Raw genomic sequence first — 11,568 nt, 5'->3', positions numbered from 1 at the left:
GCGCCGCCAGCGGCCGCGCAGGCGCGGGCGACGACCGCGCCGCACCGTCCCGGCGGGACCGCACACGGCGCGGCGCTTACAATGGCCGCCACTTCGCCAACGAGACCGCCGTGTCCAAGCAATCCAAAGCCAAGCGCGACAAGCGCAAGAAGCAGCAGTCGCCGCGCCCCTTCGCCCGCCTGGGCCGCGAGCAGCCCATCGCCAACCACGCCGTGCTGCAGAACGAGAGCGGCCGCGTGCTGGCCGCGATCGGCCTGCAGGGTCGCCAGTGGTTGCTGTCGGTCGGTGGCCAGACCATGGGCAATGCCGACAATCCGGTGCCGATGCTGGCGATGCTCAAGCACCTGGCCAACCTGCAGGAGCAGGAAGGCAACACCATCACCCTGGACTACTCCGCGCAGCTGCAGCAGATGATCGACGCGCTGGCGGCCGAGGCCGGCCAGACCCCGACCGAGTACCTGGACGCGCTGGTTGCCGAGTTCGCGGCGGGCGATGGCGCGGCAGAGGATGCGGACGAGGACGGGGCCGACGCCGAGAAGACGACGAACGATACCGACCCGGTGGAGGCCGACGGCAGCGCGGCGACCGACGCCGACGGCACGCACAAGCCGGCCTGACCTGGCGCGTGGCGGTCTACATCGACGATGCGGTGCATCCCTGGCGCGGCCAGCGCTGGGGCCACCTGCTCGCCGACACGCTGGACGAACTGCACGCCATGGCGGCGCGGCTGGGCATTCCCCGCCGCGCCTTCCAGAACAAGCTCAGCGGCGCGCACTACGACGTGCCCGCCGCCCTGCGCGACGACGCGATCCGCCTGGGTGCGGTGCCGGTCTCGCGGCACAGCGACCGCGAGCTGCTGAAAGCATTGATCCGCAATGCACGTGCGCAGGCGCGCGGCGAGGCGCGGTGAACGGCGGCGCCACGTCCGCCTAGAACGGATCGCTGCCCGGGCGCAGTTCGATGTCCAGCAGCGCCGCCAGGCGCCGCATGTCCTCGTCGTCGCGGCTGAGCGCCATCCACCCGGCGTACGCATCGCCCTCGGTGTCCCAGCACCAGAGGGTGTAGCCGTGTTCGCGCAGGCGGTCGTAGGCCACGTTCAGCAGCGCCGGCACGTCATGGCTGTCGAGGAAGTCCTCGTCGTCCACGTCGCCGCCCCAATCGATGCGCAGATTCCAGCGCGTCGCCAGTTCGTCGATCGCGCCGATCAGCGACTCGGTGTCCTTCCAGTCCACGTAGAAGCCGGCACTCCAGTCGATGGCATCCTTCAGCGTCCACAACCAGCCGTCGTCCTCCTCGCCCTCGTGCTCGGCGCGCGCTTCGCGGAACGCGTTGAACTGACGCAGCGCACTTTCCTCGTCGCCGGGATTGATCAGCAGCAGCAGGTTCCAGATCAGCCCTTGCTGGGTGTCCGGATCGTCGTCGAGCTCGTCGTGCAGATCGTCGGGATCGTCGTAATCGGTGCTGTTGTCGGGCATGGCGTGAGCCGGCGGATGGAAGGGAAGGTGCAAGTGTGCCGTGCCCGCCGCGGCGACGGAAGCGCACGGAACTCGGCAACGGCGCCGCAGGCGTTTATCCTTCGCAGCCCGGAAGACGGCGCTGTCCGCCGCCACGCGAAGCCACCACGATGTCCGACACGCCCCCCGACCGCCTGGCGGTCAGCCCGCAGAGCCCCTTCCACGATGCCGAGACGCTGTCGCGCGGCGTCGGCATCCGCTTCAACGGCGTGGAGCGCGACAACGTCGAGGAGTACTCGATCAGCGAAGGCTGGATCCGCGTCCAGGTCGGCAAGGCGCGCGACCGCCGCGGCAACCCGATGACCATGAAGGTCAAGGGCACGGTCGAAGCCTTCTGGCTCGACGCCAAGTAGGCGCGACCGCCGGCAGGCGCCGCGCCTGCCGGCATGTTGCTGCGACGCACGGCCGCACGCCGCGGCCCCGGCGCCGCACCTCAGGGCTTGAGCCGATAGCCGCTGCGGAAGATCGCCCACACCACGCCAAGGCACAGCGCCAGGAACGCCAGGGTCATGCCCAGGCTGACCGCGATGTGCACGTCGGCCTTGCCGTAGAACGCCCAGCGGAAGCCGCTGACCAGGTACACCACCGGGTTGAACAGGCTGATCTTCTGCCACAGCGGCGGCAGCATGTTGATCGAGTAGAAGCTGCCGCCGAGGAAGGTCAGCGGCGTGATCACCATCAGCGGGATCACCTGCAGCTTCTCGAAGCCGTCGGCCCACACGCCGATGATGAAGCCGAACAGGCTGAAGGTCAGCGCGGTCAGCACCAGGAAGCCGAACATCCACAGCGGATGCGCGATCTCGTACGGCACGAAGGCGCGTGCGGTGAGCAGGATCAGCAGGCCCAGCAGCACCGACTTGCTGGCCGCCGCGCCGACGTAGCCGATCACCACCTCCCACCACGCCACCGGCGCCGACAGCACCTCGTAGATGGTGCCGGCCCAGCGCGGCATGTAGATGCCGAAGGAGGCGTTGGAGATGCTTTCGCTGAGCAGCGACAGCATCACCAGCCCGGGGATGATGTAGGCGCCGTAGCTGATGCCGTCGATGGCGCCCATGCGCGAACCGATCGCCGCGCCGAACACCACGAAGTACAGCGAGGTCGACAGCACCGGCGAGGCGATGGACTGGGTCAGCGTGCGGAAGGTGCGCGCCATCTCGAAGCGGTAGATCGCGGCGATCGCGTGCAGGTTCATGCGCGCACCTCCGCCGCGGCCGACGCCGGCCGCACCAGATTGACGAAGATCTCCTCCAGCGAACTCTCGCTGGACTGCAGATCCTTGATCTCCACGCCCTGCGCCTCCAGTTGCCGCAGCAGCGGGCCGATGCCGGTCTGCGCGGCCTGCGCGTCGTAGGTGTAGGTCAGTGTCGTACCGTCGGCGGACAGCTCCAATGGCTGCGCCGCCAGCGCCGGCGGCAACGCGTGCAGCGGTGCCTGCAGGGTCAGCGCCAGTTGCTTCTTGCCGAGCTTGCGCATCAGCGTGCGCTTGTCCTCCACCAGCACCAGTTCGCCGCGATTGACCACGCCCACGCGGTCGGCCATGTCCTCGGCTTCCTCGATGTAGTGCGTGGTCAGGATGATGGTGGTGCCCTGCTCGCGCAGGCGCCGCACCATCTGCCACATGTCGTGGCGCAGCTCCACGTCGACCCCGGCGGTGGGTTCGTCCAGGAACAGGATTGACGGCTCGTGCGCCAGCGCCTTGGCGATCAGCACGCGCCGCTTCATGCCGCCGGACAGGGTGGAGATGCGGCTGACGCGCTTGTCCCACAGCGACAGCTCGCGCAGCACCCGCTCCAGGTGGGCGTCGTCGCGCGGCTTGCCGAACAGGCCGCGGCTGAAGCGCACCGTCGCCCACACCGTCTCGAACGCATCGGTGGCCAGTTCCTGCGGCACCAGGCCGATCTTGCCGCGCGCGGCGCGGTAGTCGCGCACGATGTCGTGGCCATCGGCCAACACCCGGCCGCTGCTGGGATTGACCAGCCCGCAGATGATGCTGATCAGCGTGGTCTTGCCGGCACCGTTGGGGCCGAGCAGGGCGAAGATCTCGCCGCGATGGATCTCCAGGTCGATGCCCTTCAGTGCCTGGAAACCCCCGGCGTAGGTCTTGGTCAGGTGTTGTACGGAAATGATCGGCGACACGGGAACTCCCTGGGCGCGCGGCGGCTGCGGAAACGGCCCCCAGGGTAGAAGCCGGCTCGTGATGGATAAATCCCGATCCGGCGGAAGCACTCTCCCGCGTGCGGGACAGTGCGTCGGCCGATGCCTGCACACGCAGCGCAACGTGACCGTCTTGGCCGTGGCGACGCCTGGTTAGCCTTGTCCGGTGTCGACGTCGACGACGGCCGGTCGCGCAGGGCGCGGCCACGGCAGCACGCGCCAGCCGAAGTTGACTCCGGCCGCCGCCAGCAGGATCAGCAGCGCCCCGAGTACCTGTGTCCACGCCAGCGACTGACCGAAGGCGATGCGATCGACCGCGATCGCCACCACCGGATAGATGAATGACAGCGCGCCGATCATTGCTGTGGGCAGTTTCTGGATGGCGCCGTACAGCAGCACGTACATCACCCCGGTATTGACCACGCCGAGCACGACCAGGTCCAGCCACTGGCCGGGACGGGCAGGCAAGGCATCGAAATGCACGAACGGCGCCAGCAACACGATGCCGATGCCCAGTTGCAGCAGCGCGAGCAGATGCGGCGGCGTGCCTTTCAGGTGCTTGGTGACGATCGACGACACCGCGTACAGAAACGCGGCACCGAGCGCCAGGGCGACGCCCTGCAGATACTCGCCCGGCACCGCGAGCACCGCAGGCGCGATGCGCACCACGCCCACCAGACCGACGAACGCCACCGCCAGCCACCCCACGGTCGAGGCGCTGATGCGCTCGCGGAACACGAGCGCGCCGAGCCCGACCAGCATGAACGGCTGCGTGTTGTAGACCGCGGTGGCCATGGAGATCGAGGCGCGGCCGTAGGCGGCGAACAGCAGCAGCCAGTTGCCCACGATCGCGATCCCGCCGAGCAGCACCAGCGCCAGCATCCGCGGCGAGAACGCCTTGCGCCGCAACAGGCCCAGCGCCGCGCAGACGATGAGCAGCGTGGCCGCGCCGAACAGGCAGCGGAAGAACACCACGTTGAACGGCGACTGCCCCGACGACACCACCAGCCAGCCGATCGTGCCGGACATGAGCATGGCCACGACCATCTCGGCCGCACCACGGCGAATCTCGTTCGAGGCCATCCCGGTTCCCTTCAATGCTGCGAACAGCCGTCATTGTAGAAACCGCAATTCCGCCAGAACATGCTTAAAATTAGGCCAATTGCGGAATTCACCAAAAAAAGGAAGGTCACCATGCAAACCCGCCTTTCCCCTCCCGCCATCGCCCCACTCGACGCGATCGACCGCGCCATCCTGGCTGCATTGGCGCAAGACGCGCGCATGGCGACCAGCGAACTGGCCCGGCAGATCGGCCTGTCGGCCCCGGCGACCGCCGACCGCGTGCGCCGGCTGCAGCACCAGGGCGTGATCGCCGGATTCACGGTCGAGCTCGATCCGCGCGCGCTGGGCTACACCTTGCAGGCGATCGTGCGGGTCAAACCGCTGCCGGGGCAGTTGCACCTGGTGGAGGAACTGCTGCAGCGCATCCCGGAATTCGTCGAGTGCGACAAGGTGACCGGCGAGGACTGCTTCATCTGCCGGCTGTACCTGCGCAACATCGAGCACCTGGACAGCATCCTGGCAAAAGTCACCGATCGCGCCGAAACCAACTCCGCCATCGTGAAGTCGACCCCGGTGCCGCGACGGCTGCCGCCGCTGGCCGAGGACGCCTAGCGCGATGCGCTAGCCACGCGGCTTGCAACAGACCACACAGCGCCAGGGGCGTAGGCCGGCGTGCGCCCCTGGCGGGCAGAAAGCGACGAGCAGTGAACCGGCGCGCGCCGAAAGTGGCATCGCGGCGAGCCCAAAACGACGCCAGGAAGCCGCTTTCACGAATCCCCATTCCCGACTCCCCATTCGCGGCCGTCGATCAACTCTTGCGCCGCGCCTCCAGCAGATCCAGGTTGCGGATCAGCCGCCGGGCGATCTCGTCGGAGATCTTGCGCTGGCGGGTCAGCTTGAACAGTTCCTGGCGTTCGGCCTGCAGGCCGGCGTGCCGCAGCTGGCGCAGCACCGCGTCCAGGCGCCGCGCCTCCTCCGGATCGCTCTCCATCGCCTCGCCATGGTCGAGATGGCGCTGGTACAGCGCGCTGACCCGGTTGGCGGCCTCGTTGTAGAGATCGGCGTGCTCGCTGTCCTGCACCAGCCGCTGGCGCAGCTTCTCCACCGCCGCCAGCGCCGCGCGCGAAGACTCGCGGCGGGCCAGGTCTTCCTCCAGGCGATCGGTCGGCTCTTCCGGCAACTCCAGGCCGCGCAGCAACCGCGGCAGACCGATGCTGGCGACCAGCAGCGAGGTGACGATCACCGCGCTGGCCAGGAAGATCGCCAGGTCGCGCGCCGGGAACGCGGCGCCGCTGGGCAGGACCAGCGGCAGGGTCAGCACGCCGGCCAGGGTGATCGCGCCGCGCACGCCGGCCAGCGAGGTCGCCACCACGATCCGCCACGGCGGGCTCTGCCGGTCCTCGCCGCGACGGCGCGCCTTGAGCAGGGTCCAGCGCAGCGACAGCCACACCCACAGGAAGCGCAGCAACAGCAGGCCGACGTAGATCGCCAGCGCATAGGCAGGCAGCCACCACGGGTCCAGGTGGCCGGCTTCGTCCATGTTGTGCATGGCGCCCTGCACGATGCCCGGCAACTGCTCGCCGAGCAGCACGAACATGATGCCGTTGAGGGTGAACTGCACCATGTCCCACACCGCCGAGCGCTGCACGCGCATGCTGCCCGGCGCGCGGCCGCTCAGCTCCACGTAGCTCATGGCGATGCCGGCGGCGACCGCGGCGAGGATGCCCGAGGCGTTGATCGCCTCGGCCAGCAGGTAGGCGGCGAACGGCAGCAGCAGGTTGACCAGGATCGCCGCGCCCGGCTCCTCGCCGACCTGGCGCCAGACCCAGCGCTGCGCCAGGCTGGTGCCGACCACCACCGCGATGCCAGCGGCCACGCCGACCAGCGCCACCCACAGGAAGGTCAGCGAGGCGTCGGCCAGCGAGAACGTGCCGGTGATCGCCGCGGCCACCGCGAACTGGAAGCAGACCAGGCCGGAGGCGTCGTTGAGCAGCGATTCGCCTTCCAGGATGTGCATCAGCCGCTTGGGGATCGGCGCGCGCGCGGCGATCGAGGACACCGCGATCGGATCGGTCGGCGACACCACCGCGGCCAGCGCGAACGCCACCGCCAGCGGCATGGTCGGGATCATCCAGTGGATCAGGAAGCCGGCGCCGATGACGGTGAACACCACCAGGCCCAGCGCCAGCTCCAGGATCACGCCCTTGTCGCGGAACAGGCCCTGCTTGGGGATGCGCCAGCCGTCCAGGAACAGCAGCGGCGGCAGGAACAGCAGGAAGAACAGCTCCGGCTCCAGCGCATAACCCTTCTTGAACACGCCGGCGATGATCGCGCCCAGGCCGATCTGCACCAGCGGCAACGGCAGCGAAAACGGCAGTACGCGCACCAGGTAGCCGCTGGCCACCACGGCCAGCAACATCGCCAAGACCACTTCGATCGAATGCATGCTCGTCCGGACGGCGGCGCCACGCCGGCGGCGCCGCCCATGAATGGGGGAGCCTGCAAGCAAAGCGCACCGCGGCGGCGATGTCCAGTGGGGCGGCGCAGCCGGACGCTGATGTCGCAATGTTGCAGCCCGGACGGGTGGCCGCCACCTGGCGCGCCAGGTAAGCAGCGCTCGCCCCAGACCAAGCAGCGTCCATCCCGTCCGGATATGGACGCCCCCGGTGTGTCACCGACCGATGGTGACCGCACGGCCGCATTGTCTCGCTGGCTGCATCGCGCCCAGCGGCGCACGATCCGTCCATGCTCCCTGACGCAACACTGGTGCGGAACGACGGCACATCGCTCCCTGCGTCCGCAAAATGCGCGCACGCACGCATCGTGCCGAAAACGTGCGCAGCGAGCAGGCGCAGAACCGGATCGACTACGGCTTGTAGGGTTCGAATGCCTTGCCTTTCCCCGTGCCAGTACTGATGGTCCATATTTGCGTGCAGTACGCACGATTGATATAGATGTAGTCGCTACGTGGGTCCACGCCTTCATCGATACTCGCGTCGTAGCCGTTTTGCTTGGTAAGAAACAGGGCGATTCCCTGCTTGCCTCTGTCCCCCTTGATGGGCGTGACCAGCACGGCAGCCCCTTTTTCTTCCCAGGCATCGGGCAAGTCCATCTCAAAGCACAGCCAGCGATCGCCCGGCGTCGCCTTCAGGCCCAGCACCCGCGCCACCGGGTTACTGTTGTCGGCAAGTTGCGCCGGCGAAAGGCGTGTGACATAGCACGCTTTCGGCTTTCCTTCCGACTGATCCTGCGCGCTTTCGATGAACTCCCATCCCTTGCTGCCGCCCAGTCGCTTCACCTTGCTCAGAATCGACACCGGACCGTAGTGGTAGTACTTCATGCCATCCTCTCTTTACATGTGATCGTGCGGTTGATGTGGCATGTCCTTGCATCCCGGTCGACGGCAGATGCCGATCGCGTTGCACTGGCGAAACCAGCGGCTTCCAGTTGATCGACCAGGACCGGATCGCGGTTGGCGAAGGCCATGCACCCACAGAATCGGCCGTGGCCAAGGCAAGGGATGCCGGGCAAAACCTGATTTGTGGCCAATACCCACCCTATTGATCCCTTCCGGCGTAGGGGAGCGCGCTGCCAGTCAGTGTGAACGGCGACGGCTCGCGACGGCCCTGCCGGGCATGAGCGTGCGTCGCCTACAGGATGCTCCGGCAGCACTTGGCGCACTCGCCGGCATGACATATGCAAAATGGCGGCGTCCGGGGCAGCGCTGGAGCTACTATCCGACTGCAGCGCCGGTGACGGACCGGCGCATTCGGCCGGAGACCGCATGCTCACCATCCAGGAACTCAACCGTTTCATCGACGAACACGCGGCCGAAGGCAGCATTCCGCGGATCTGGGACCTGATCGGCGACCACTTCGTCCAGGCCCAGGCCGGCCTGCCGGCCGAACACGCGATGGAGCGGCGCGAGCTGTCCTTCCACGATCACGTGCGGCTGCTGGGCTATCTGTGCCTGCTGCTGGAGGGCGTGCCGGGCGATCTGGTGGAGATCGGGGTGTGGAAGGGCAAGTCGCTGGTGCTGATGAACGAGGTGTCTGGCCGCCAGCGCCGGGTGATCGGCATGGATCCGTTCGCGCTGCCGAATCAGTTCGAGGAGTTCAACCACTATCGGCAGCAGTTGCTGCCCAATGCGCGCTTCATCCGCGGCTATTCCGAATTCTGCGCCGAACATTTCTACGCCATGGAGCCGAAGGTGGCGCTGTTGCACATCGACGGTGGCCACACCGGGCGCAACGTGCTGCTGGATTTCCTGCTGTACGCGCCCAGCGTCGTCTCGGGGGGATTCGTGGTGTTCGACGACTACGGCGACTGGGAGTACTCGCCGGAGGTCGGCCCGGCAGTGGACCTGCTGCGCGCCGCCGGCTACTTCGGCGACTTCCATGTACTCGGCTGCGCCCACGGCTTCGAGAACAGCTACGTCCTGCAGCGCCGCTGAGCCGGCTCGCCTTGGCCCTCCAGCGCGTGCCGGCAGCGCAAAGCGGCGTTCCGAGAACGGCATCGCCGGGATGATCCCGCCCAAGCAACAGGACAAACATTTCCAACACACCGATCATCGATCCTGGACCCTGAGCCCGACAGCCACTCAGGGTGCGGACGTCGCGGCGCGTCCGAAGCTGCAGCCGCGCTCAACCATAACGGCATGGCAGATATCATGCCGCCAATTCATCGCCGAGGCGGCCGCCCATGAAAAACACAACCGCCAAATGGCGAAACCATGACTATCTGGCGAGCATCATCGACAGCATCGATTCGATCGCGGCTGGACGGCCGATCATTCGCGACGCTGATCTTTCCGGCATCAGCATCGGCCCATCTGCCGTCCTGGAGCAGCTAAAAGCCGCAAATCTCTTCGAATCGAGGATCAGCAACACCGATCTGTCTTACTCGAAAATATCCGGAAGTGCGAACGATAGTTCCTTCATGAATGTCAGCTTCGAAAGTGCCAACTTGAACGGAGCCCTTTTGTGCAGATCGGAAATAAAAAACTGCAACTTTTCAAAAAGCAAGCTTGCGATCAACATGGATGATGCGATCTGCGAAAAAACCGATTTCGTCAAAGCCAGGTTTTCCGGCGGATCTTGCGGAGTGGAGTACGGCGGCCGCCGGGTAAAATTCATGGACTGCGATTTTACCGGCGCAGTCTTTGACAGAGTCGAATTCAGAGCATCGACATTCATCAACTGCATCTTTGCCGATGCGAAATTCAGGAAATGCGACTTGCGTGGCGCCAGGTTTGAGGCTGGCGTTCTGCCACTGGCAGCCCAATTCGAGGATATGGACATCCCTTCTCAGTGTCGGTGATCTCGTCGGCGCAGGCCGACGATGAGGCCTGCCTGCACTGGTATAGACCGTTCGCCGGAGCGCTGCCCGGCCTTGCGGCTGCACCACCGTGCGACAGGGCGCTCGCCTGAACCGCCCTGGATGCGAGCGACGGTAGCCGCCCCCTGTTCATCATTATCTGGACGGCGTGATGCAACCGCGGCGGCGCAGGCCGCGTAAAGACAGGTGCACGGCCGACTGGCCGCGCATCCCTTTCAAGGAGCAAGCCCATGAAGATCCACTTGCTGTCCCTGGCCCTCGCCGGCCTCGTCTCCCTGCCCGCCATGGCCGCCCCCAGCCAAGCCGCGATGCACGACCATGCCGCGATGAGCGAAGCCAAGCCGAATCCGATGGTCGGCGGCGCGCCGATGTACGCCACCAAGGACATCATCGACAACGCGGTCAACTCCAAGGATCACACCACCCTGGTCGCCGCGGTCAAGGCTGCCGGTCTGGTGGACACGTTGAAGGGCGCCGGTCCGTTCACCGTGTTCGCACCGACCAATGCCGCCTTCGCCGCGCTGCCGGCCGGCACGGTGGACACGTTGCTCAAGCCGGAGAACAAGGAAAAGCTGACCCAGGTGCTGACCTACCACGTGGTCCCCGGCAAGCTCGATGCGGCGGCGCTGCTGGCGCAGATCAAGGCCGGCGGCGGCAGCGCCAAGCTGACCACCGTGCAGGGCGAAACGCTGATCGCCAAGACTCGCGGCGGCAAGGTCACGCTCACCGACAGCAAGGGCAACACGGCGCACGTCACCACCGCCGACGTGATGCAGAGCAACGGCGTGATCCATGTGGTGGACAAGGTTTTGATGCCGTAAGCACATCGGGGGTGCATTGGCATCGCGGGGACGGCTGCGGCCGTCCCCGTTTTGCACGTCCACGCCTGCAACCACGCCGGCGCGCCCCGATGGCGGCAACGGCAGCACGCGCACCAACGGTCAGTTGCCGGAATTCCCCGCGTGCGGCATCGGCGCCTGCTCCGCCAACACGCGCAACTCGCGAACGAAGCCGTGATAGGCGGCCTCGCCCGCCTCGCCGCCACGCTGGCGCAGCACCCACGACGGATGCACGGTAGCCAGCGCGCGGGTGCCGTCATCCAGCGCCTGCCATTGCCCGCGCTGGGCCATCAGCTTGAAGCCGCTGCCCAGCACCGCGCGCGCCGCGGTCGCGCCCAGGCACAGCACGATGCGCGGGCGCACCCGCGCCAGTTCGCCAGCCAGCCACATCCGACAGGCCTCGACATGCGCGCGCTCGGGATTGCGGTGCAGCCGCGCCTTGCCGCGCTGCTCGAAACGGAAATGCTTGACCGCGTTGGTCACGTACAGACTTGCACGTTCAACGCCCAGTTCCTGCAACGCGCGGTCGAACAAGCGCCCGGCCGGGCCGACGAAGGGACGCCCGCTCAGGTCCTCCTCGTCGCCGGGCTGCTCGCCCACCACCATCACCGCGGCATCCTGCGGACCTTCGCCGAACACGGTCTGGGTCGCCGGCTGCC

The 11,568-nt window shown here is 67.0% G+C and carries 14 protein-coding genes; 7 read left to right on the top strand and 7 right to left on the bottom strand.

Going from position 1 to position 11,568, the window contains the following annotated elements; all coding sequences use genetic code 11:
• Positions 1 to 110 precede the first annotated feature (110 nt).
• Both D180_RS05315 and D180_RS05310 read left to right on the top strand, forming a co-directional pair.
• On the top strand, positions 111 to 617 hold the full coding sequence (locus D180_RS05315; RefSeq protein ID WP_043090521.1) for a hypothetical protein: 507 nt from the start codon (positions 111 to 113) through the stop codon (positions 615 to 617).
• 8 nt (positions 618 to 625) lie between these two features.
• On the top strand, positions 626 to 910 hold the full coding sequence (locus tag D180_RS05310; protein WP_017907657.1) for a DUF4031 domain-containing protein: 285 nt from the start codon (positions 626 to 628) through the stop codon (positions 908 to 910).
• Between the two features lie 19 nt (positions 911 to 929).
• Here the strand turns inward: D180_RS05310 and D180_RS05305 are convergent, their stop codons facing one another.
• Positions 930 to 1,475 carry a hypothetical protein gene (locus D180_RS05305; RefSeq protein ID WP_017907656.1) on the bottom strand — a complete coding sequence of 182 codons (546 nt, stop codon included), beginning with the start codon at positions 1,473 to 1,475 and terminating at the stop codon, positions 930 to 932.
• A 149-nt stretch (positions 1,476 to 1,624) separates the two neighbouring features.
• On the opposite strand from D180_RS05305, the gene D180_RS05300 reads away from it, so the two are divergent.
• Positions 1,625 to 1,867 carry a DUF3297 family protein gene (locus D180_RS05300; RefSeq protein WP_010343635.1) on the top strand — a complete coding sequence of 81 codons (243 nt, stop codon included), beginning with the start codon at positions 1,625 to 1,627 and terminating at the stop codon, positions 1,865 to 1,867.
• Between the two features lie 80 nt (positions 1,868 to 1,947).
• On the opposite strand, the gene D180_RS05295 is transcribed toward D180_RS05300, so the two are convergent.
• The 3 genes from D180_RS05295 to D180_RS05285 all read right to left on the bottom strand — a co-directional run bounded on the left by D180_RS05295 (position 1,948) and on the right by D180_RS05285 (position 4,706).
• On the bottom strand, positions 1,948 to 2,709 hold the full coding sequence (locus tag D180_RS05295) for an ABC transporter permease (protein ID WP_017907655.1): 762 nt from the start codon (positions 2,707 to 2,709) through the stop codon (positions 1,948 to 1,950).
• Entirely contained in the window at positions 2,706 to 3,653 is a 948-nt protein-coding gene (locus D180_RS05290; RefSeq protein ID WP_017911983.1) for an ABC transporter ATP-binding protein, read from the bottom strand. Before D180_RS05290 ends, D180_RS05295 begins: the two co-directional genes overlap by 4 nt.
• Positions 3,654 to 3,824: 171 nt before the next feature.
• Entirely contained in the window at positions 3,825 to 4,706 is an 882-nt protein-coding gene (locus tag D180_RS05285; protein ID WP_232760341.1) for a DMT family transporter, read from the bottom strand.
• A 159-nt stretch (positions 4,707 to 4,865) separates the two neighbouring features.
• Here D180_RS05285 and D180_RS05280 point away from each other — a divergent pair, with 159 nt between their 5' ends.
• Complete coding sequence (locus tag D180_RS05280) at positions 4,866 to 5,345, top strand: Lrp/AsnC family transcriptional regulator (protein ID WP_017907652.1); 480 nt, start codon at positions 4,866 to 4,868, stop codon at positions 5,343 to 5,345.
• Between the two features lie 196 nt (positions 5,346 to 5,541).
• Here the strand turns inward: D180_RS05280 and D180_RS05275 are convergent, their stop codons facing one another.
• Both D180_RS05275 and D180_RS05270 read right to left on the bottom strand, forming a co-directional pair.
• On the bottom strand, positions 5,542 to 7,179 hold the full coding sequence (locus tag D180_RS05275) for a Na+/H+ antiporter (RefSeq protein WP_019801501.1): 1,638 nt from the start codon (positions 7,177 to 7,179) through the stop codon (positions 5,542 to 5,544).
• A gap of 420 nt (positions 7,180 to 7,599) precedes the next feature.
• On the bottom strand, positions 7,600 to 8,073 hold the full coding sequence (locus D180_RS05270; protein ID WP_017911980.1) for a hypothetical protein: 474 nt from the start codon (positions 8,071 to 8,073) through the stop codon (positions 7,600 to 7,602).
• Positions 8,074 to 8,517: 444 nt separating this feature from the next.
• Here D180_RS05270 and D180_RS05265 point away from each other — a divergent pair, with 444 nt between their 5' ends.
• The 3 genes from D180_RS05265 to D180_RS05260 all read left to right on the top strand — a co-directional run bounded on the left by D180_RS05265 (position 8,518) and on the right by D180_RS05260 (position 10,891).
• Positions 8,518 to 9,186, top strand: a complete 669-nt coding sequence (locus tag D180_RS05265) for a class I SAM-dependent methyltransferase (protein ID WP_017911979.1) — start codon at positions 8,518 to 8,520, stop codon at positions 9,184 to 9,186.
• A 248-nt stretch (positions 9,187 to 9,434) separates the two neighbouring features.
• On the top strand, positions 9,435 to 10,052 hold the full coding sequence (locus D180_RS22850) for a pentapeptide repeat-containing protein (RefSeq protein WP_198526515.1): 618 nt from the start codon (positions 9,435 to 9,437) through the stop codon (positions 10,050 to 10,052).
• A gap of 248 nt (positions 10,053 to 10,300) precedes the next feature.
• Positions 10,301 to 10,891, top strand: coding sequence for a fasciclin domain-containing protein (locus tag D180_RS05260; protein WP_017911977.1), 591 nt, complete (start codon positions 10,301 to 10,303; stop codon positions 10,889 to 10,891).
• Between the two features lie 120 nt (positions 10,892 to 11,011).
• Here the strand turns inward: D180_RS05260 and D180_RS05255 are convergent.
• On the bottom strand, positions 11,012 to 11,568 hold a 557-nt coding region (locus D180_RS05255; RefSeq protein ID WP_017911976.1), incomplete at its 5' end, for a UdgX family uracil-DNA binding protein.

Origin of the sequence: Xanthomonas sp. SHU 166, assembly GCF_000364685.1 — a bacterium.
Taxonomy (GTDB): Bacteria; Pseudomonadota; Gammaproteobacteria; order Xanthomonadales; family Xanthomonadaceae; genus Xanthomonas_A; species Xanthomonas_A sontii.
Note: the sequence above shows the minus strand (reverse complement) of the source record. Positions and strands in the feature narration are given on the sequence as shown.